The organism is Streptomyces sp. TLI_185 (genome assembly GCF_003814765.1).
In the GTDB taxonomy this organism is placed as follows: domain Bacteria; phylum Actinomycetota; class Actinomycetes; order Streptomycetales; family Streptomycetaceae; genus Streptomyces.
On record NZ_RKRB01000001.1, the window covers coordinates 8456541 to 8476763 of the forward strand.

Genomic DNA, 20223 nt, shown 5'->3' on the forward strand with positions numbered 1-20223 from the left:
ACCGCCCAGGAAAACGGGCGGAGGAATGAGCGGTGGCCCTCGCGGGCGTACGGTCTCGACGCGGCGCGGGGAGGTACGGGACGTGCCGGCGGTGCGCAAGGAAAAGGCGAACGCGCACCAGGCTCCACGGTCAGGAGCGGATGCCAGAGGCTAGCAGCGGATTTGATGCGTTCGCCGGACATTCGACCTGTATCCGTCGGTAATTATCCTGCTGTTTACCTGGTTCGACCGCATTGTGCCCCAGGCGTGCACTGCGTTCCCGTCCGTCACGGTCAAACGTAGCCAGATCTACGTCTTGATTACGCGGAGGTGAAAGTCACCGCATTCTTCACAGACCCCCTGCTGAACCTGTGATTCCGCGACAACCATGGCGCACATGTCTTACGACGGACCACCGGGTCTCACGCCCCGAGAGGGCGGGGACCACGCGGCCACCCTCATGGAAGCAATGCGTGCGGCACTCGCCCTGATCGACGACGTAGAGGCACTCAGAGTCGAAAACCGCCAGCTCAGAGAGGCCCTGGAGGGACGCGCCCTGATCGAGCGCGCCAAGGGCATGCTGATGGCCCGCCGTGGCTGCGACGAGGCAGCCGCCTTCGAGGTGCTCGTCGCCCTCTCCCGGCAGCAGCGGCGCAAAGTGCGGGCAGTCGCCGCGGACTTCGCGGAAAGCGCCGGGATCCAGCCGCGCATGTGAAGCGCCCGAGGTGGCGCGATCCGGCCAACGGCCGTAGTCGTGCGGTCACCCTCAGGTGACGCGTCCTGCCGCCCGCCCCCGGCCGCCCGGCGGGGCCGCCCAAGGGGTGGATATGCAGGTGAAAGGCACTCCGAAACCTTGGTATTGTTGTCCATGTCGCCGCGGGGAACACCCCCGGTCAGGCGGCAGACACCTGGTCCGGGTGGCGGAATGGCAGACGCGCTAGCTTGAGGTGCTAGTGCCCTTTATCGGGCGTGGGGGTTCAAGTCCCCCCTCGGACACCAGTGAGACCCCTGCTCAGCAGGGGTCTTTCGCGTTTCTGGATGCGGTGGCGTCAGGACAACGCCGCGCGGGTGTTCCGTCGGAACGCCCACTCCATGGTCGGCTCCACCGCGAAACGGAAGATCCGCCGTACGGGCGGTGTGCACAGCACGGTCACGATGGCCGCGGCCGCGAGCGTGACGGTGATCTCGCCGAGCGGCCCGTGGATCCAGGCGGGGGAGTACCAGCCCCAGAACTTCGATCCCTGGGCGACGAAACCGTGCAGCAGGTAGCCGTACAACGTGCCCGCGCCCAGGGCGGTGAACCACAGGCGGCGACCCGGTACCCAGGCCAGGAAGCAGGCGACCAGAACCATCGAGCAGCCGAACACGGCCAGCGTCATCACCGGCCCGTACCAGGCGGGCGCGCCCAGCTCCTGGGCGCTGTCGCGGTGGAAGAACCAGGCGCCGGTCATCCGCGGCACCGCCCAGTACGACGCGGCGAGCGCACAGACGAACACGGGTACGGCCAGGACGCGCACCTTCCAGCGGCGTACCAGCCGGAAGTGCTCCGGCCGCAGGCACAGACCGACCACGAAGTACGGCAAGAACTGCAGCACCCGCTGCAGATCGAGGTCGTTGCCGATGGACGGGGAGACGGTCGCCAGCATCGCGACGACGAGAGCCACGGGCAGCGGCCGGCGCACCTTCTGCCAGAGCGGGGTGGTCAGCCGCCAGATGAACAGCGCCACCAGGAACCACGTCAGGTACAAGGGGTCCAGGATGGTGATCGGCCGGTCCGGGACACCGTCGGTCCAGCGGGTGAAAAGGGTGTATGCCGTCTCGACGACGACATAGGGAACGGCGACGCCGGTCACAAGTCGTCTGATCTTGGCCGGGCTCGCGTCGAACCCGCGGGAGAAGTAGCCGGAGATCACGATGAACGCCGGCATGTGGAAGGCGTAGACGAGGTTGTAGAGCGCGGTGACCGTCCGGCTGCCGTCCCGCAGCGGCTCCCACGAGTGGCCCATCGCCACCAGCACGATCGCCAGATACTTCGCGTTGTCGAAGTAGGCGTCGCGCTGTTTCACCCGCCCTTGCTGCACACCGCGTGGGGAACCTGCGCTCTCTGATGCGTGTCTTACCTGAGTTACGGCTGTGGTCTGGGGGTGGGACATCCCACGCGCCTCACCAGTTCTGCGCGACGTAAACCACCCGGAGAGGTGAGCCTGCATCTCACTACGATGAAGCGGCATTGAGCGCTGCAGCGCGCGGGCCGCTCCTTCGCGCGGACGGCCGCCGCGGACGAGGCGGGGCTCGCCGCGCACCGCCTCCGCCAGGTGCTGGACGGCGAGCCTGACCGGGAGGCGGTGCCGGCCGGCCTCGTCTCCTCATTTCCGCCCCAGGACGAGGAACTGCTGCGCAAGCTCCTTCAGGAGACCGAAGAGACGAAGTGGGCGAGCCGGAAGTAAGCAAGCCGGGTGCGCCGCAGATCAGGGAAGAGGCCGGATCAGAGGTCGAACTCGTGCGGCGGCAGGTCGAGGGTGAAGCACGCCTCCCGCACCACTGCCTGCTCCGTCTTGTCGAAGTCGCCGTCGGCGCCTCCGATGACGATGCCGATCTGGATGACGGCACGGGCCTCGGCGGGCTTCTTCTTCGCCTTGGCGATCTCCTGCAGCACACTGACCTTGCCGAAGGCGAAGTCCGTCGTCAGCTTGTTCAGGTTCTCCTCGAAGCGGCGGCGCAGATCGTCGGCGGGGAAGTTCTGCAGGACCTCGTTGGTGGCGATCAACTGGGCCACGCGCTGCCGCTCGGCCGGGTCGATGGTGCCGTCGGCGGCGGCGACCAGGGCGCACATCGCCATGCTGGCGTCGCGGAACGCTCCACTCTTCAGGTCGTTCTTCTTCGCCACGAGCTGGGTCTGCATCGTCGTCGCGGATTCCTTGATGCGGTCCCACAGGGCCATGAGAACTCCATGTGTTCGGTGTCGTAAGAGATCTACAGCACCGTGGAAACTAGTGGCGCGGCAGAGAAGTTCCGGACGTTTCAGGAAAGTTCACTTGCTGCGCGCCGCCGGAAAATCGGGTGCCCCGCGCCCTCGGCGCTCCCTACACTCGCCACGCACCGTGCGTCGCCGTGACGCGCGGGACGAGTGAGGAGGACGGCCGTGCGTTACTGCATCGCAGTCGTCGTCCCCTGCTCGCAGTTCGAGGTGATCCTCGTGTCCCCGTCCGTCCGGTGCCCGCTGCGCGGCCGGTACCGGATGCCCGTGACGAACGTCTGACGCGGCCTGCCGTATTCACCGGCGCCCGTGGTCGAGGCCGTTCGCCCGGGAATCGCGCTGCCCTGTTCCGATCATCGCCGATGATCAGCGATCACCAGAAAGGCCAACGGGCCGTGCGCACCAACCTCAACACTCTCGCCCTCGTCCGCAACCTCGGCATCCTTGCCCATGTAGACGCGGGCAAGACCACCGTCACCGAGCGGATCCTGTACGCCACCGGAACCACACACCGGCGCGGTGAGGTTCACGACGGCACCACCATCACCGACTTCGATCCGCAGGAGCGCGATCGCGGGATCACCATCTTCGCCGCGGCGGTCAGCTGCGCCTGGGAAGGCCATCGGATCAACCTCATTGACACCCCCGGACATGTGGACTTCGCCGACGAGGTGGAGCGCTCGCTGCGGGTGCTCGACGGGGCGGTCGCGGTGTTCGACGCCGTCGCCGGGGTCGAGCCGCAGAGCGAGTCCGTGTGGCGGCAGGCCGACCGGCACGGCGTGCCGAGGATCGCGTTCGTCAACAAGCTGGACCGCGCGGGCGCCGACCTCGACACGGCCGTCGCGTCGATCCGTGAGCGGCTGCATCCGGCGCCGCTGGTCGTGCAGTTGCCGATCGGAGCGGAGGACGGGTTCCGCGGTGTCGTCGACCTCGTCCGCATGCGGGCACTGGTCTGGGACGACGGCAGCGACACGGCCGTGGAGGGGCCGGTGCCTCAGGAGCTGCGCGAGGAGGCGCAGCGGCGTCGGCGGCTGCTGGAGGAGGCGGTGGCCGAGCTGCACACCGGCGCACTGGAGGAGTTCTGTATGCGGGCGGCTGTGTCCGCGCAGACCTTCGTCGCCGCGCTGCGCGACCTGACCCGCAGCGGTGACGGCGTGGTGGTGCTGTGCGGCTCGGCCTACCGCAACCGCGGCATCGAACCGCTGCTCGACGCCGCCGTCTCGTACCTGCCCTCGCCGCTCGACGTGCCCGCCGTACAAGGGACGTTCGACGGTACGGAGCAGGAGCGGGCGGCCGATCCGGCGGCGCCGTTCGCGGCGCTGGCGTTCAAGGTGAATGCCACCCCCACGGGGCGGCTGACGTATCTGCGGGTGTATTCGGGAACGATCGAGAAGGGAGACGCCGTGTGGGACGCGGGCGTGCGCCGTACCGAGCGGATCGGGCGGATCCTGCGGGTGCAGGCCGACCGGCACGCACATGTGGACCGTGCGGTCGCCGGGGACATCGTCGCCGTGGTCGGACTGAAGTCCGCCCGCGCCGGCTCGACCCTGTGCGCCCCTGGCGCGCCGATCGTGCTCGAACCGCCGGGCGTCGCCGAGCCGGTGGTCTCCGTGGCCGTGGAGGCCCGCAGGTCCACCGACGCCGACAAGCTGGCCTCGGCGCTCGCGCGGCTGGCCGAGGAGGACCCCTCGCTGGTCGTGCGGACCGACCCCGAGACCGGCCAGACGGTGCTGTCCGGGATGGGTGAACTGCACCTGGAGGTCGCGGCGGAGAAGCTACGGAGCACCCACGGTCTGGAGGTCAACGTCGGTCGCCCGAGCGTGAGTTACCGCGAGACGGTCGACCGCGGGGTGTCCGGGCTGGTCTTCCGGCACGTCAAACAGGACGGCGGAGCAGGGCAGTTCGCGCATGTCGTCCTCGATGTCGAGCCCCTCGACGAAGGGTTCGAGTTCCGCTCGGCCGTCGTCGGTGGGCGGGTGCCGCAGGAGTACGTCCGCGCGGTCGAGGCCGGCTGCCGGGACGCACTCGCCGAGGGACCCCTCGGTGGTCATCCGGTGACCGGGCTGCGCGTGACCCTCAGTGACGGGGCGACCCACGTGAAGGACTCTTCGGAGACCGCCTTCCGTACGGCGGGCAAACTCGGTCTCCGAGAGGCCCTGCGGGCCTGCGCGATGGTCCTGTTGGAACCCGTCGTCGAGGTCACGGTCACCGTCCCCGAGGACGCCGTCGGCGGCGTGCTCGGAGACCTCGCCGCCCGCCGCGGCCGGGTCTCGGGCTCGGCCACGCGCGGCGGCGCGGCGGTCGTCACGGCCACCGTGCCACTGGCCGAACTCTTCGGCTACGCAACCCGGTTGCGCAGCCGGACGCAGGGCCGCGGCACCTTCACGGCCCGTCCCACGGGCTACGCTCCGGCGCCGGCTGCGACAGCGGTCCGGTGACTGAGAAGGCGGCCCCTCCCGTACGCGGGCGGGGTCGCCGCTCAGGGATATGACACCGCCGTGGACGGTACGGTCGGCGTCCCTGACGTCGGTGCGCCGGTCTTGTTGATGACGAGCCGCGACCGCGGTTCGGTGACCGACACGGCGGCCCCGCTCCTAAACGGGCGGGGCCGCCGCTCGATCACGGATACGAGACCACCGTGGACGGCACCGTGGAGGTGCCCGACGTGGGCGCGCCCGTGTCGTTGATGACGTGTTCGTACTGGCCCTTGCCGCCCAGGGAGACCACCAGCAGGTCGTGGAAGCGCACTCCGGGGCGGTTCGGCGCGGCGAAACCGTTGTGCTGCACGATCGTCGGGTCGACGTTGTAGTAGCAGTAGCTGCCCAGGCCCCAGCCCTCGTGCGCGGTGACGCCGTCGCCGACCTTGTAGGCCGCGTAGCCCTTGACCGAGCCGTTCTGGATCGCGGCCTGGTTCGGGGCGTCGTAGGCCTTCTCGTTCTGGAAGAAGATCGTGCGGCCCCGCTGGCCGTACCACTGCACGTCGTACTTGTTGAAGTGCTCGACGAACAGGCCGGTGCACAGCACGTCGTCGCCGTTGACGACGATCCCGTAGTCGGCCCGGTTGGTGTCCCAGCCGACACCCGTGCCGTGGTCGGCGCGCCACACCCAGGTGTGGTCGACGATGGTGTGCCGGCTGTTGATCACCATGCTGGTGGTGGCCTTTCCGGCGCCCGCGCCGCCGATGCGGACGAACACGTCCTGCACGGTGGTCGGGTTGGCGGAGTGGTCCCGCCAGGCGCCGCGCGGGCCGACCTGCAGCAGCGTGGGGGAGTTGACCGGTCCGGCGTCGATCAGGAACCCGGCCAGGCGTACGCCGTCGACGTCGGCGACGCGCAAGGCGGTAACTCCGTTGTCGGGTATGAGAGTTGCGTAACCCAGGCCCAGGACGACCGTGTTGGGGCGGTTCACCTGGATCGGGCGGTCGAGGTGGTAGATCCCCGGCGTCAGCAGCAGGTGAAGCCCCTGCGTGAGCGCCTGGTTGAGGGTGGCTGCGGAGACGCCCGGCTTGGCGACGTAGAACTGCGACAGCGGGAGCGAGGTGCCTCGCGGGGTGCCGTTGCCCCAGGTCACCCCGCGGGCGTTGGTCCTCTTCTCCGGCAGGAACACGTGGAGGCCGGAGGCGCCGCCGGCGTACAGGAAGGGCTTCTCGCGGGAGACCGGGGTGGTGTCCAGTGAGGTGTACGGCGGGTTCGGGAAGCTCTGCGCCGGAGCGCCCTCGACGCCGGAGAACACCATGTTCCAGACGCCGTTGAGCCAGCTGCCGATCGCGCTGTCCCGGGTGTACCACTGCTGCTGCGAGTACGGTCCGACCTGGCCGTCGATACGGCTGTCGGCGATGTAGCCGCCGCTGGCCCAACCGTAGCCCGTGGGCGAGAGGTTGAGGCCGCCGTGGACGTGCATACGGCGGAAGGGTGCCGCCTGTGCGACTGCCCACCGGTTGGTGCCGTTGGCCGGAACCAGGGCCAGGTTCTCCGCCGAGCGCCAGAAGTTCTGCGTGGCGTTGCCGTTGAACGAGCCGGCGTCGACGGTGACGTCCCCGTTGATGGTGGTGTCGTCGGGGGAGAGTCCCAGGCCCATGATCGAGGTGTAGAAGCCGAGTTGGGCGTTGAGGCCGTTGTAGGTGCCGGGCTTGAACAGCAGTGCGTAGCGGCCGGTGCCGAACTGGGCCGACTCCTGCTGTGTGAACACCTCGTCCAGCTTGGCCTGGATGCCCGGGGTGGACGGGTCGAAGACCAGGACGTTCGGCCCGAGGTCGCCGCCGCCGGGGAGGAGCCGCGGCTTCTTGGCGGAGGGGGCGGCGGACGCGCGGGCGGACAGACCGAGCACCGCGGGGGCGGATGCGGCGGCTGCGCCGAGGACGGTTCTGCGGCCCAGGGCGGGCAGGCCGGAGTCAGGCAGGGGCATGGGGCGGCTCTCCTGTTCAGAAAGTGAACGAGGTGGGGTTTGGGAGCGCTCTCTCGCCGGTGAATGCTTCAACTACCCGAACGGGCGCGTCAAGGGGTGCGACCGGAGTTCCGCAAGGGTTGCCGTACCCCTTGACTAGTCCATCCCTTGAGGTTTAACTCACGTCCTAAATTAAGTCATGAGTGCAATCCCCGAAGGGACACCGGGAGCCATGCGCAGCATCCGAGCCGCGGCCGTAGGCGCCGTCACCATGTCACTCGCCCTTGCCGCCTCGGCCTGCGGAGGCGGTTCGTCGACGGGCGGGTCCAACGACTCGCCGAAGACGCTCACGTACTGGGCCTCCAACCAGGGCGCGAGCATCGCCGTCGACAAGAAGGTCCTGCAGCCGGAGCTCGACAAGTTCGAGAAGCAGACGGGCATCAAGGTGAAGCTGGAGGTCGTCCCCTGGTCGGATCTGCTGAACCGGATCCTCACCGCGACCACCTCCGGCCAGGGCCCCGACGTCCTCAACATCGGCAACACCTGGAGCGCCTCCTTGCAGGCCACCGGTGCCCTGCTGCCCTGGGACGCCAAGAACCTCGCGAAGATCGGCGGCAAGGACCGCTTCGTCGACTCGGCACTCGGCTCGACGGGCGCGGCGGGCAAGGACCCCGCGGCCGTACCGCTGTACTCGATGGCCTACGCCCTGTACTACAACAAGCAGATCTTCGCCGACGCGGGCATCTCCAAGCCCCCGGCCACCTGGGACGAACTGGTCGCCGACGGCAAGAAGATCAAGGCGAAGGGCAAGTCGCCGCTCGGCGCGGAGGGGGCGAACCTCGCGGAGAACATCCACCACGTCTTCGTCTTCGCCAAGCAGCACGGCGCCGACTTCTTCACCGCCGACGGCAAACCCGACTTCACGGGTGACGGCGTGGTCACCGCCGTCAAGCAGTACGTCGACCTGATGGCCAAGGACAAGGTCATCCCGACCGGCGACGCCGAGTACGCGCAGAACCAGTCCGTGAGCGACTTCGCCAAGGGCAAGCAGGCCATGCTGCTGTGGCAGTCCGCCGCCGCCAACCTGAAGTCCCAGGGGATGAGCGAGAGTTCGTACGGTATCGCGCCCGTGCCCGTGCAGTCCGGCACCCCCGGCACCGGCACGCAGGTCAACTCGATGGTCGCCGGCATCAACCTCGCCGTCTTCAAGAACACCCACAACCTCGACGGCGCCACGAAGTTCGTGAAGTTCATGACCAGCGACGCCGAGCAGAAGATCCTCAACACGGCGTACAGCTCGATCCCGCCCGTGAAGGCCGCCCAATCGGATGCCGCGTTCAACAGCGCGTCCAACTCCGTGCTGAAGCAGACGCTCGCGACAAGCGCCGCCGCGCTGCCGCAGGTCGCCGACGAGTCGCAGTTCGAGACGGCGGTCGGCACGGCCGTCAAGGACCTGTTCGCGGACGCGGCGGCCGGGCGCGAGGTGACCGCCGGCTCGGTGAAGGCGGCGCTGGAGAAGGCCCAGCAGCAGATGCCGGCGAAGTGATCCGATGACGACCACCGCCCTCAAGGAGCCTTCGGTGAGCGGGAGTTCCCCCGGGGCGGCGGCACGCGAGCCGCGTGACCGCCGCCCCGGCCGGATCCGCCGTATCGGACTCCCTTACCTGCTTCTGCTGCCCGCTCTGATCCTCGAACTCCTGGTCCACCTCGTGCCGATGGTCATCGGCATCGTGATGAGCTTCAAGGAGCTCACGCAGTTCTACATCCGGGACTGGGGCACCGCGCCCTGGTCCGGCCTCGGCAACTACAAGGTGTCGGTGGACTTCGACGCCCCCGTCGGCGAGGCACTGCTGCACTCCTTCTTCGTCACCGTCGGCTTCACGCTGCTGTCGGTCGCCCTGTGCTGGCTGATCGGCACGGCGGCCGCGGTCTTCATGCAGGACACCTTCCGCGGCCGCGGCCTGCTGCGAGCGCTGTTCCTGGTGCCGTACGCACTGCCGGTCTATGCGGCCGTCATCACCTGGGTGTTCATGTTCCAGCACGACAACGGCCTGGTGAACCACGTCCTGCACGACCAGCTGCACGTGACCGACAAACCGTCCTTCTGGCTGATCGGCGACAACAGCTTCTACGCGCTGCTCATCGTGTCGGTGTGGAAGGGCTGGCCGTTCGCCTTCCTGATCGTCATGGCCGGCCTGCAGAACATCCCGCGCGAGCTGTACGAGGCGGCCGCCCTGGACGGTGCCGGGTTGTGGCAGCAGATCCGCCGCATCACGCTGCCGTCCCTGCGCCCCGTGAACCAGGTCCTGGTCCTGGTTCTCTTCCTCTGGACCTTCAACGACTTCAACACGCCGTACGTCCTGTTCGGCAAGGCGGCCCCCGAGGCAGCGGACCTCATCTCGGTCCACATCTACCAGGCGTCGTTCGTCACCTGGAACTTCGGCACAGGGTCGGCGATGTCCGTACTCCTGCTGCTCTTCCTGCTGATCGTGACGGGCGGGTATCTGGTGCTCACCTCGCGCGGAAGGAGGACGGCCGATGTCTGAGGCCCAGAGGATCAAGTCCCCGATGGCTCCGCCGAGTTCGTTCCTGTGGTCCCGGCGGATCTTCCTCGCCCTGCTCGCCGGCTTCGTCCTGGTGCCGGTGTACGTCATGGTCTCCAGCTCGCTGAAGCCGCTGGCCGACGTCACGGGCAAGTTCCGCTGGCTGCCCAGCGGTCTGACGATCCGCCCGTACATCGACATCTGGTCGACGGTCCCGCTGGCGCGCTACTTCGTGAACTCGCTGATCGTGGCGGGCTCGGCGACCGTCTGCTCGGTGGTGATCGCGGTGTTCGCCGCCTACGCCGTCAGCCGCTACGACTTCCGGGGCAAACGCGTCTTCACGGTCACCGTCCTGTCCACGCAGATGTTCCCGGGCATCCTCTTCCTGCTCCCGCTGTTCCTCCTCTACGTCAACATCGGCAACGCCACCGGCATCGCCCTGTTCGGCTCCCGCGGCGGCCTGATCCTCACGTACCTCACCTTCTCCCTCCCGTTCTCGATCTGGATGCTGATCGGGTACTTCGACTCGGTGCCGCGCGACCTGGACGAGGCGGCGCTGGTGGACGGCTGCGGGCCGCTGGGTGCGCTGCTGCGGATCGTCGTACCGGCCGCGATCCCCGGCATCGTCGCCGTCGCCGTCTACGCCTTCATGACCGCCTGGGGCGAGGTGCTCTTCGCCTCCGTCATGACCAACGACACCACCCGCACGCTCGCCGTCGGCCTCCAGGGCTACTCCACGCTCAACGACGTCTACTGGAACCAGATCATGGCCGCCTCGCTGGTCGTCAGCGTGCCCGTGGTGGCCGGCTTCCTGCTGCTGCAGCGCTATCTCGTCGCCGGGCTGACGGCGGGAGCCGTCAAGTGAACCGTCGGGAAACCAACTCCACCGATTCCGAAGGGACTTCCGTGTCCGACCGCATCGACCTCGCCGCCTTCCCGCCCGACTTCCTGTGGGGCACGGCCACAGCGGCGTACCAGATCGAGGGAGCCGTCGCGGAGGACGGCCGCTCCCCGTCGATCTGGGACACCTTCTCCCACACGCCCGGCAAGGTCGCGGGCAACGACAACGGCGACGTCGCGTGCGACCACTACCACCGGTGGCGCGAGGACATCGGCCTGATGCGTCAACTGGGCACGAACGCCTACCGGTTGTCGATCGCCTGGCCGAGGGTGATGCCCGGCGGGGACGGACCGGTGAACCCCAAGGGCCTCGCTTTCTACGACGAGTTGATCGACGCTCTGCTGGCGGCGGGCATCATGCCGTCCGTCACCCTCTACCACTGGGATCTTCCGCAGACCCTGCAGGACCGCGGTGGCTGGCCCGAGCGGGATACCGCGCTGGCCTTCGCCGAGTACGCATCGGTCGTGGCAGAGCGCCTCGGCGACCGCGTGTCGCACTGGGCCACCCTCAACGAACCGCTGTGCTCGGCCTGGATCGGCCACCTGGAAGGCCGGATGGCTCCCGGCCTGACCGACCTGACGGCCGCCGTCCGCGCCTCCTACCACCTGTTGCTGGGCCACGGCCTCGCCGTCGGAGCGATCCGCGCCGCGGCCCCGTCCGCGCAGGTCGGCCTGGTCACCAACCTCTCCACGGTGCATGCCGCCACCGACCGCGAGGAGGACGTGCGGGCCGCCCGGCGGCAGGACGGCCACGTCAACCGCTGGTGGCTGGACCCGGTGTACGGCCGCGGGTTCCCGGCCGACATGCGCGAGGTGTACGGGATCGAACTCCCGGAGCAGGAAGGCGACTTGGCGACGATCGCCGCTCCGCTCGACTGGCACGGCCTGAACTACTACATGCCGGCGACCGTCGCCGACGACCCCTCGGCTCCGGCACCCCACGTGCGTTCGGTCCGCCGCCTCGGCGTCCCGCGTACCGGCATGGACTGGGAGATCGACGCGAACGGCATCGAGACGCTCCTGCTCCGGCTCACCGAGGAGTACGGCGCCCGGCGCCTGTACGTCACCGAGAACGGCTCCGCCTACCCGGACGTCGTACGCCCGGACGGCACCGTCGACGACCCCGAGCGCCAGGAGTACCTGGAGCGCCACCTGGCGGCCTGCGCATCCGCGGCCCGCAAGGGCGCCCCGCTGGCCGGATACTTCGCCTGGTCGCTGCTGGACAACTTCGAGTGGGCGTACGGCTACGACAAGCGGTTCGGGCTGGTGCATGTGGACTATCGGACGCAGGTGCGGACGATCAAGGGGAGTGGGTACCGGTACGCGGAGATCGTGCGCAGGCACCGGGGACAGTCGGCGAAGGCTGCGTGAACCCGCCGGGCGCGTGGATCAGGGCAGCGCCGACCTGATCCACGCACCCGTCATGGCCCGCAGAATGACGGAGTCCGACGCGTTTCGCGAAGCGGACCGTGGACCCGTATCTCGTCACCTTGGCCGACGAAGCCGGAACGACAACAGTGACCCTTCTCGTGAGCGAGGAACGGCAGCAGGCGCGGCGAGACCTGCCAGCACCGACCGCACACCCCTCGTCGCTCACCGAAGCCGACCGTCACGAGTTCTGCGTTTGACGACAGCCCGGCACGGGGCTGCACTGGATTCATGGACGCTGCCGCGACTCCGTCCTAGGGAGAGCAGCGATGACGACCATCGAAAGTTTCAACCTGCTACAGCCGTACAAGATCGCCGAGGAGACATTCGTCATCCCGTGGGCCCTTGAGGCCCCACCGGTCGGCCACTTCCCGATGAATTCGATGGTGATCCGGGGAGCCGAACCGGTCCTCGTGGACACCGGGGCGCCCGCGGTGCGCTCCCAGTGGCTGGAGGCAGCCTGGTCCGTCGTGGATCCCCTGGACGTACGGTGGATCTTCCTCACCCACGACGACCGCGACCACGCCGGCAACCTCCTGGCGGTCCTCGCGGAATGCCCGAACGCGACCCTGCTGACGACATGGTTCTCCATCGGCCGCATGGCCGAGGAGTGGGAGACCCCCATCAACCGGTGCCGCTTCATGACTGACGGCGACACGATCGACACGGGCGACCGCACCCTGGTCGCCAAGCGACCGCCTCTGTACGACAACCCCACAACCCGCGCCCTGTTCGACCCGAAGACCAACGTCCTGTGGGCCGTCGACACCTTCGCCACGAACGTGCCGACCCCCATGCCCGAAATGGCAGCGCTGTCGCCAGACGAATTCCGCGACGGCCAGTTCTTCGGCGGAAGCCTGGTCTCACCCTGGGTCGCCCTGCTGGACGCCCACAAGTTCGGGACGGTCGTCACCGACTTCCAACACCTGAACGCCGAGGTCATCGCCGGCTGCCACTGCCCGGTCCTGCGCGGCCCGCAGATCCCCGAGGCCTACGACCTCCTCCGCCGGCTCCCCGGAATCCCGCCGTGGACAGAGTTCACCCAGTCCGACCTGGACCAGTGGATGGCGGTTGCCGAGAGCTCGGTTCCGCCGGAGCAGCCGCGGCCGTCGGGGACGTGAGCGGCGCCGCCGCGCGCCGTTGGGATTTGCTGCACTCCGGGCACCAAAGCGTGTGCTGGTGTACGGCTCCGTAGCCCTCAGCTCATGTTCCGTGACGGTTTCGAATGCCGCTGCATCCTCTGCCATGACTACGGCGACCGCGCTGAAGCAGACCGGCTGGAGGAGACCGTCATCGACAACGTGCGGCGGCATGGCTGGCACGTGCTCATGGTTCCCGAGGACGAGATCGGACCGGGGTTCGCGCACACGATCGGCCTCTCACACACGCATGGCGCCGCCGAAATGAGCATCTTCGGCCCGGACATTCACGAGATGCATCGCATGCTCAACGTGCTCGGCGACCGGGTTGCCGCCGGCGACGCACTGGAGGACGGACCAGAGCTCAACGGTGTGAGGGAGGGCCGACCGGTGAAGCTACGGAGCGTCGACATGCGCTGGTAACGGATGTTCTTCGGCAGAGCCACCGGGTTATACCGGCGGCCTCCGTTCCGGTTCCTCCAGGCTGCCTGGCCCGACGCGGGTGAGCACTTCCACTGGATGAGCGGGCTGGCCCAGGCCACCGGCAGTCGCAGCCTCAGCTGTGGCTGCCGCCGAGAACACCGTCGAACGGTGCATCAACCGCCTCAAACAGTGGCGCGGCCTGGCCACACGGACCGACAAACTCGCCATCGCCTACCAAGCCGCACTCCACCTCGCGGGCATCCTCATCTGGACCCGACGCTGACCAAAGAGACAGAACCTAGGCCTCGGCCGGAGTCGACAGCAGGAGCTCCGCCCATACGGTCTTCCCGGGCGCGGTCGGGCGCGGGGTGACGCCCCAGCCGTCCGCGAGTGCGTCGACGAGAAGGAGGCCTCGGCCGGACTCGACGTCCGGGGGTGGTGTGCAGCAGTTCCTGCTGGTCGGGGAGAAGCGGAACGTCGAGATTCAGGTGATGCCTCTCTCGCGTGCGGAACATGCTGGATTGGCTGGCCCGTTCACCTTGATGGAGACGAAGGATGGGCAGAGGATCGCCTACACGGAGGTCCAGGGTGACAGCCGCGTCCACACCGAGCGTGGGAAGGTTCGGGAACTTGAGGCTGCGTACGGCATTCTGCGGGCCCAGTCGCTCACCCCGGCCGAGTCGCTGGCACTGATCGAGAAGCTGTTGGGAGCGATGAACGGGGAAGTGGCCAGGGCGGACGTTGCCGATCTGGCTTGGTTGAAGAGCAGCTACAGCGCGGGCAATGGCGGCGAGTGCGTTGAGGTGGCCGCTGCCGGCGGCGTCTTGCATGTGCGGGACTCGAAGGACAAGGCGGGGCCCATGCTGAGCCTTGTGCCGAACGCCTGGGCGGAGTTCGTCGGGTTCGCCGCTCGGCACACGGCGTAGAGCCAAGCGTGACCGTGGCAGCGCCCCGTGACCGTTCAAGGTCGGTCACGGGGCACTGGTGTGGTCAGGGGCCCAGCGGCTGGTGGAGGTGCCTCCGTGACCGAAGCGGCCGAGCAGCTCGACTCCGCCGAGTTCGGTTGCCTTGCCTGATTGAGCCCGTCCGGCCTCAGCAGTCCCGGAACTCCGGCGACTGGTTCAGCACCTGCGACCGCAGCGACGTGAACCGCCCGTACGTCTCGCCGTCCCGTGCTCCCGGCCGGAACGCCGCCACCCGATGGCAGTTCTGGAAGGCCAGTTTCACGCCGAAGTGGCGTTCCAGGCTGCCGCGGATGGCGTCGCTGGCGAGGGCGCGGAGGAGCTGTCCGCGGTCCTGCTCGGAGGGGGGAGGGGTCTGGTTGTCGGTGAACTCGGCCGTGCCGCCCTTGAGTTCGGTGGCGAGGGAGGCGATCAGGTCGTAGGCGTACGGGAGGGACGTGCGGACCGTGTCCACGAAGTCCTCCTCGCGGATGTCACCGGACTCGGCTTCGGCGAGGAGCTTCGGGGAGACGTCGAGAGACATGAAAAGGGGCGTCCGTTCGAGGAGTTGGTGGATGTGCTTGACGGTGGAGGGAGGGGTCAGGTGAGCGCCGATGGGCCCGGGACGAACCCCGGGTCCACCTGGTCGGCCAGGTCCAGGCCCGTCGCCTGGTCCGCCCACGCGCGGGCGTTGCGCAGGTGGAACTCGACGGCGTGGCGGTGGAGGGCGGGCCAGTCCTTGGGGTGGGCGTCGACGGTCTCGCGCAGGAGGTTCAGGGCGTGGCGGTTGTGCGGCTCCAGGGTGTCCAACCCGCCCTCCGTGCGGCCCTGTTCGGCCGCCCGTACCCAGGGGGAGTGGACCAGGTGGGTCAGGAGGTCGTCGCCCACCTGCTCCTTCAGGAACAGCAGGTCGTCCTCGCCGGTCACCTTGTTGCCGATCACGGCGATACGGATCCCGAACTCGCGGGCGTGGTCGCGGTACTGGCGGTAGACGGAGACGCCCTTGCGGGTCGGTTCGGCCACCAGGAACGTGAGGTCGAACCGGGTGAACAGGCCCGACGCGAAGGCGTCCGCGCCCGCCGTCATGTCGACCACGACGTACTCGCCGGGGCCGTCGACCAGGTGGTTGAGATAGAGCTCGACGCCCCCGAGCTTGGAGTGGTAGCAGGCCACCCCGAGGTCGCTCTCGTCGAACTCGCCCGTCACCATCAGCGGTACGTCACCCACGCGCCGGACGTGGCGTGCGTGCAGTTCGTCGTCGCCGAGCAACCTCAACAGGCGGGACCCGCGGCCGGGCGGCGTCGTCTTGATCATCGCCTCGTGGGAGGTGATGCGCGGGTTGGTGCCTCGCAGATAGTCCTTGATCTCAGGCAGGTGGGCGCCCAGGGGCGGTGCGTCCAGATGGGCCTCGTCGTGTCCCAGTGCCTCGGCCAGGTGCTGGTTGATGTCGCCGTCGATGGCGAGTACCGGCGCGCCGGAGCGGGCCAGATGACGGGTGAAGAGCGCTGACAGGGTGGTCTTGCCGCTGCCGCCCTTGCCGACGAACGCGACCCGCATTACCGGGCCGACTTCATTTTGAAAATGAATGTCATGTGGCTAGGTTTTAGGCAGCTTCCGACGGTCTGTCAAATCGGCGGGAGCCGGAGGGTGATGGGGTGGCGATCAAGGAGACCTGGCTTAATGCATATGATGTGCAAGTGCTTGACTACTGCATCAGGGCGGCGGGCCCGGACGACCTCGACGGTGCGCGAGCCGTGATGCTCGACACCGTCCACCGTGACTTCGGCACCGGCTACGTGCCCCGTTGGCACGGCGACATCCTCGATCCGGCCGCCGCCTATCTCGCCTCTCCCCGCCACACTCTGCTGGTGGCGCTCGACCCGGCCGACGGAGATGTCGTCGCGACCGCCGCCCTCGACTCCCGTGGTCCCGCCCACCCGCCGAACCCGCGCCACCTCGCCGCGCGCTTTCCCTCCGGCGAGACCGCGCAGCTGCGCCGGATCTACGTCCGGCACGAGCACCGTCGGCGCGGCCTCGCCCGGCGCCTCGTCGGCGAACTGCTCGCGTTCGCGGCCGCGGAGGGCGGTTACCGCGCCGTCTACCTGCACACCGACCCGACGGTCCCGGGTGCGGAGGCCTTCTGGCGGTCGCTCGGCAAGGTCGTGCACGACGAGCGCGAGGATCCCGGTGGCGGGCAGGGGATCGTCCACTTCGAGATACCGATGGGGCGATAGCCGCCGTGCGCCGTTTCCGACAGATCCTTGCCCTCCTGCTCGCCCCGGCCCTGACCGGCTGCTTCGCCCCCGAAGGCTCCGGCGGCTCCGGCAGCGCGGCGGGTGACGCAACGGCCGGCGCCCGGTTGCGGGTCGCTCTCGCCTTCCCGCCCGCCGAGAATCTCTCGCCGTACGGCGACGACGCCACCATCCTCAGCCGCCTCGGCGTCACCGAAAGCCTCACCGCCCTGGACGCCAACGGTGCCGCGACCCCCGCGCTCGCCGCCTCCTGGCGCCGGGAGAACGACCGCACCTGGCTGTTCACCCTCGGCGAGGCCACCTTCCAGGACGGCACGGACGTCACCCCGTCCGCCGTCGCGGCCTCCCTCACCCACGCCACCGAGGCGAAGCCCGCCCCCGCCGCTCTCTCCGGCGTTCGTCTGGAGGCAGAGACGGAAGGCAGCACGGGCGTACGGATCACCACCGGCAGCCCCGATCCCGTACTGCCGTTGCGCCTGTCCAGCCCGAGCCTCGCGATCTTCGCTCCGAAGGCCTACGGCGCAACAGGCCGTGTCGACCCGATCGGCACCGCCACCGGCCCCTTCGAGCTCACCAAGGTCACCGGCACCACCTCCGCCACGCTCGACCGCTTCGCCGACCACTGGGGCGGACTGGCCCGGTCCTCCGGCATCGACGTGAAGTTCATCGCCGACGGCACCGCCCGCACGGCGGCCCTGCGCACCGGACAGGTCGACCTCGCCGAGGCCGTCCCCGTCGCCCAGGCCGCCACCCTCGCCGGCGCCACCCGCAAGGAGACGGCCACGACCCGCACCACCAGCCTGCTCCTCAACACCCGGTCCGGAACCTTCAAGGACCCCGGGCTGCGGGCCGCCGCGCGCCGGGCCGTCGACAGCAGCGCGCTCGCCGACGGCGTCTACGAGGGGCACGCCGATGCCGGAGCCGGTATCTACGGCCCCGCCGTCACCTGGGCCGAGGGCAAGCGCAGGCCGCCGGTCGGGCGTGCGAAGGCCGCGGCCCCCCATGGCACGAAGCTCACCCTCGCCACGTACGACAACCGGCCCGAACTCCCGGAAGTCGCCCAGGTGTTGAAGGAGCAACTGGAGAAGGCGGGGTTCGAGGTCGAACTGGAGGTGCGTGAGTACTCGCGGCTGGAGACCGAGGCACTGGACGGAAAGTTCGACGCGTTCGTACTCGCCCGCAACACGCTCGTCGACACCGGTGATCCCGTCGCCGTCCTGGCGAGCGACTTCACCTGCGACGGCGGCTACAACCTGGCGTTGCTGTGCGACGAGGGCGTCGACCGGGCGGTGGCGAAGGCCGAGCGGGCCACCGACACCGCGCAGCGGCAGGACGCGGTCATGGCGGCCGAGGCGGACATCCTCCGCACCGACGCCGTCGTGCCGCTCGTCCACCAGCGCGTCATCACCGGCGTCGCCGGCTCGGTCCGCGGTGCGCTCCTCGATCCGTACGAGCGCACCCTCGTCGGCACCGGAACCCGGCGCTGACACATGCGGCACCTAGCCACCGCGGTCCTGTGGCGCGCCGGGCTCGCCGTCGCCCTCGTGTGCTGCGTCGGCCTGCTGCCCTGGCTCTCGCACACCGACCCGGCGTTCACCGTGCTCAGGGCCCGCTCGGCCGAACGCAACCCCAGCCCTGAGGTGCTGGCCGACATCCGTGCCCAACTCGGCCTGGACGATGGCCCGTTGAGGTTGCTCGGGCAGTGGTTCGGCGGGCTGTGGCGCGGGGACGCGGGGCGGTCGTGGATCTCCGGCGCCGAGGTCACGCCCGCCGTGCTCCAGGCCCTCGGTGTCTCCCTGCTGCTGATGGCCGTGGCGCTCGTGGTCGCGGTCGTGACGGCGGGGCTGGTCTGCGCCCGGACCCTGTGCCGGCGGGAGCGCCGAGGCGGCTCCGGCTCCGCCGTGCTCGCCGCGCTGCCCGAGTTCCTCATCGCCTCGGTGCTCGCCACCGTCGTCGGCGTGCAGCTCGGCTGGCTGCCCGCCCTCGGCTGGTACGGGCCCCGCTGGACCGTGCTGCCCGCGCTCGCGCTCGGTCTGCCCGCCGGGGCCGTGCTCGGGCGGCTCCTCGACGACCTGCTGCCCGGCGCCTTCGCCGAACCCTGGACGGCGGCCGCCGCCGCCCGCGGACTGCCCCGCCGGAGCATCGCCCGCCAGGCCGTACGCCGCTGCCTGCCCGGACTGCTGCCCAACGCAGGGCTGTTCGTGGTCGGGCTGACCGGCGCCTCCGTCGCCGTGGAGCAGATCTACGACATCCCCGGGCTCGGCCGGGCGACCCTCCAGGCCGCCCTCGCCCAGGACCTGCCCGTCCTGCAGGCCGGAGTGCTCGTACTCGTCCTGCTCGGCGCCGTCGCAGCGGGCGCCGCCCGGCTCGCGGCCCGTCGGCTGATCGGACCCGCCCTGCGCGACGGGGCCCTGCCCACCCTGCACCGGCCGTCGGCGCCGGTCCGCGGGATCCGGCTTCCTGCCCACGGTGGGCTGTTGCTCGTCGTCATCGGGCTCGGTCTGCCCCGCGACCCGCTCGCGCTCGACACCGGTCAGCGGCTCCAACCTCCCTCCTGGACCCACCCGTTCGGCACGGATGCGCTCGGCCGGGACATGCTCGCCCGGGTCGCCCACGGTGCCCTCGACACCCTCCTGCTCGCCCTCGTGATCGGCGCCGTCGCCCTGGTCGCCGGCGTACTGCTCGGGCTGCTGCCCCGGCTGTCGGGGCCGCTCGTCGACACCGTCAATGCCGTACCGCCGGTGCTCGGGGCGCTTCTCGTCGCCGCCGTCGCGGGCAGCGCAGCGGCGACGCCCGCGCTCGCCGTGAGCGCCGTCGCCTGGGCGCCGCTCGCCGCGCACACCTCCGCGCTGCTGCGGCAGGAGCGGGCGGCCGTGCACCTGACCGCCACCCGCGGCCTGGGTGCCGGCCGCTGGTATCTGATGCGCAACGGGCTGCTGCCGGCCATCCTGCCGCCCGTCACCCGCCACGCCCTGCTGCGCCTGCCCGGCACCGCGCTCGCGCTCGCCTCGCTCGCCTTCCTCGGCCTGGGCGCCCAGCCGCCCTCCCCGGAGTGGGGCCTGCTGCTCGCCGAGAACCAGCCCTATGCGGAACGTGCGCCCTGGGCGGTTCTCGCCCCCGCCGGCGTGCTGGCCCTGCTCGGTGTGCTTGCGGTGAGCGCGGGTGGGGGAGTGCGGCGGCCACGGCGTCGTACCGCCGATGCCGTCGCTGCTGAACAGCCCGCCGATACAAGGGAGTCGGTGGAAGCCAGGTGAGCAA

At 69.6% G+C, this 20223-nt stretch carries 17 protein-coding genes, 1 tRNA gene and 3 pseudogenes; 16 read left to right on the top strand and 5 right to left on the bottom strand.

Annotated features, from left to right (window positions below):
• The first annotated feature begins 376 nt into the window (after nucleotides 1-376).
• Entirely contained in the window at nucleotides 377-694 is a 318-nt protein-coding gene (locus tag EDD92_RS38885; RefSeq protein WP_221268178.1) for an ANTAR domain-containing response regulator, read from the top strand.
• A 196-nt stretch (nucleotides 695-890) separates the two neighbouring features.
• Nucleotides 891-978: transfer RNA gene (locus EDD92_RS38890), tRNA-Leu, on the top strand.
• A gap of 50 nt (nucleotides 979-1028) precedes the next feature.
• Here the strand turns inward: EDD92_RS38890 and EDD92_RS38895 are convergent.
• Entirely contained in the window at nucleotides 1029-2132 is a 1104-nt protein-coding gene (locus EDD92_RS38895) for an acyltransferase family protein (protein ID WP_123968633.1), read from the bottom strand.
• A gap of 162 nt (nucleotides 2133-2294) precedes the next feature.
• Here EDD92_RS38895 and EDD92_RS52205 point away from each other — a divergent pair, with 162 nt between their 5' ends.
• A complete protein-coding gene (locus EDD92_RS52205) occupies nucleotides 2295-2426 on the top strand; it encodes a hypothetical protein (RefSeq protein WP_311736791.1) in 132 nt (43 codons plus the stop codon).
• Between the two features lie 38 nt (nucleotides 2427-2464).
• Here the strand turns inward: EDD92_RS52205 and EDD92_RS38900 are convergent, their stop codons facing one another.
• On the bottom strand, nucleotides 2465-2920 hold the full coding sequence (locus EDD92_RS38900) for a tellurite resistance TerB family protein (RefSeq protein ID WP_123968634.1): 456 nt from the start codon (nucleotides 2918-2920) through the stop codon (nucleotides 2465-2467).
• Between the two features lie 398 nt (nucleotides 2921-3318).
• Between EDD92_RS38900 and fusA the strand changes: the two genes are divergently transcribed.
• Nucleotides 3319-5394, top strand: a complete 2076-nt coding sequence (fusA, locus tag EDD92_RS38905; RefSeq protein ID WP_399184920.1) for an elongation factor G — start codon at nucleotides 3319-3321, stop codon at nucleotides 5392-5394.
• 181 nt (nucleotides 5395-5575) lie between these two features.
• On the opposite strand, the gene EDD92_RS38910 is transcribed toward fusA, so the two are convergent.
• Complete coding sequence (locus EDD92_RS38910) at nucleotides 5576-7360, bottom strand: coagulation factor 5/8 type domain-containing protein (RefSeq protein WP_123968635.1); 1785 nt, start codon at nucleotides 7358-7360, stop codon at nucleotides 5576-5578.
• A gap of 211 nt (nucleotides 7361-7571) precedes the next feature.
• On the opposite strand from EDD92_RS38910, the gene EDD92_RS38915 reads away from it, so the two are divergent.
• The 9 genes and pseudogenes from EDD92_RS38915 to EDD92_RS50555 form a co-directional block, all read left to right on the top strand.
• Entirely contained in the window at nucleotides 7572-8885 is a 1314-nt protein-coding gene (locus EDD92_RS38915) for a sugar ABC transporter substrate-binding protein (protein ID WP_123968636.1), read from the top strand.
• A gap of 4 nt (nucleotides 8886-8889) precedes the next feature.
• On the top strand, nucleotides 8890-9885 hold the full coding sequence (locus EDD92_RS38920; RefSeq protein WP_123968637.1) for a carbohydrate ABC transporter permease: 996 nt from the start codon (nucleotides 8890-8892) through the stop codon (nucleotides 9883-9885).
• A 22-nt stretch (nucleotides 9886-9907) separates the two neighbouring features.
• Nucleotides 9908-10747: a carbohydrate ABC transporter permease gene (locus EDD92_RS38925; RefSeq protein ID WP_123970742.1), complete on the top strand. Its 840-nt coding sequence runs from the start codon at nucleotides 9908-9910 to the stop codon at nucleotides 10745-10747.
• A 41-nt stretch (nucleotides 10748-10788) separates the two neighbouring features.
• Nucleotides 10789-12153, top strand: a complete 1365-nt coding sequence (locus EDD92_RS38930; RefSeq protein WP_123968638.1) for a GH1 family beta-glucosidase — start codon at nucleotides 10789-10791, stop codon at nucleotides 12151-12153.
• Nucleotides 12154-12479: 326 nt separating this feature from the next.
• Entirely contained in the window at nucleotides 12480-13331 is an 852-nt protein-coding gene (locus EDD92_RS38935) for an MBL fold metallo-hydrolase (protein ID WP_185124266.1), read from the top strand.
• Between the two features lie 84 nt (nucleotides 13332-13415).
• Nucleotides 13416-13772, top strand: coding sequence for a DUF4262 domain-containing protein (locus tag EDD92_RS51630; RefSeq protein WP_260327067.1), 357 nt, complete (start codon nucleotides 13416-13418; stop codon nucleotides 13770-13772).
• A 151-nt stretch (nucleotides 13773-13923) separates the two neighbouring features.
• Nucleotides 13924-14055: pseudogene (locus EDD92_RS51635) on the top strand (IS5/IS1182 family transposase); the annotation flags it as partial.
• A gap of 163 nt (nucleotides 14056-14218) precedes the next feature.
• Nucleotides 14219-14482: pseudogene (locus tag EDD92_RS50550) on the top strand (Scr1 family TA system antitoxin-like transcriptional regulator); the annotation flags it as partial.
• Nucleotides 14483-14533: 51 nt separating this feature from the next.
• Nucleotides 14534-14698 (top strand): annotated as a pseudogene (locus EDD92_RS50555) (DUF397 domain-containing protein); the annotation flags it as partial.
• Nucleotides 14699-14864: 166 nt separating this feature from the next.
• Here EDD92_RS50555 and EDD92_RS38960 read toward each other — a convergent pair.
• Together EDD92_RS38960 and EDD92_RS38965 are read right to left on the bottom strand one after the other, a co-directional pair.
• On the bottom strand, nucleotides 14865-15257 hold the full coding sequence (locus EDD92_RS38960; RefSeq protein ID WP_123968640.1) for an SCO5389 family protein: 393 nt from the start codon (nucleotides 15255-15257) through the stop codon (nucleotides 14865-14867).
• Nucleotides 15258-15313: 56 nt separating this feature from the next.
• Nucleotides 15314-16270 (bottom strand): adenylyl-sulfate kinase, encoded by a 957-nt coding sequence (locus EDD92_RS38965; RefSeq protein WP_123968641.1) that lies wholly within the window; start codon nucleotides 16268-16270, stop codon nucleotides 15314-15316.
• 140 nt (nucleotides 16271-16410) lie between these two features.
• Between EDD92_RS38965 and EDD92_RS38970 the strand changes: the two genes are divergently transcribed.
• Genes EDD92_RS38970 through EDD92_RS38980 form a run of 3 tightly spaced genes read left to right on the top strand, consistent with a single transcriptional unit; the run spans nucleotide 16411 to nucleotide 20219 of the window.
• Entirely contained in the window at nucleotides 16411-16947 is a 537-nt protein-coding gene (locus EDD92_RS38970) for a GNAT family N-acetyltransferase (RefSeq protein ID WP_123968642.1), read from the top strand.
• Nucleotides 16944-18452, top strand: coding sequence for an ABC transporter substrate-binding protein (locus EDD92_RS38975; RefSeq protein WP_399185521.1), 1509 nt, complete (start codon nucleotides 16944-16946; stop codon nucleotides 18450-18452). Before EDD92_RS38970 ends, EDD92_RS38975 begins: the two co-directional genes overlap by 4 nt.
• 3 nt (nucleotides 18453-18455) lie before the next feature.
• Nucleotides 18456-20219 (top strand): ABC transporter permease subunit, encoded by a 1764-nt coding sequence (locus EDD92_RS38980; protein ID WP_123968644.1) that lies wholly within the window; start codon nucleotides 18456-18458, stop codon nucleotides 20217-20219.
• Nucleotides 20220-20223 lie beyond the last annotated feature (4 nt).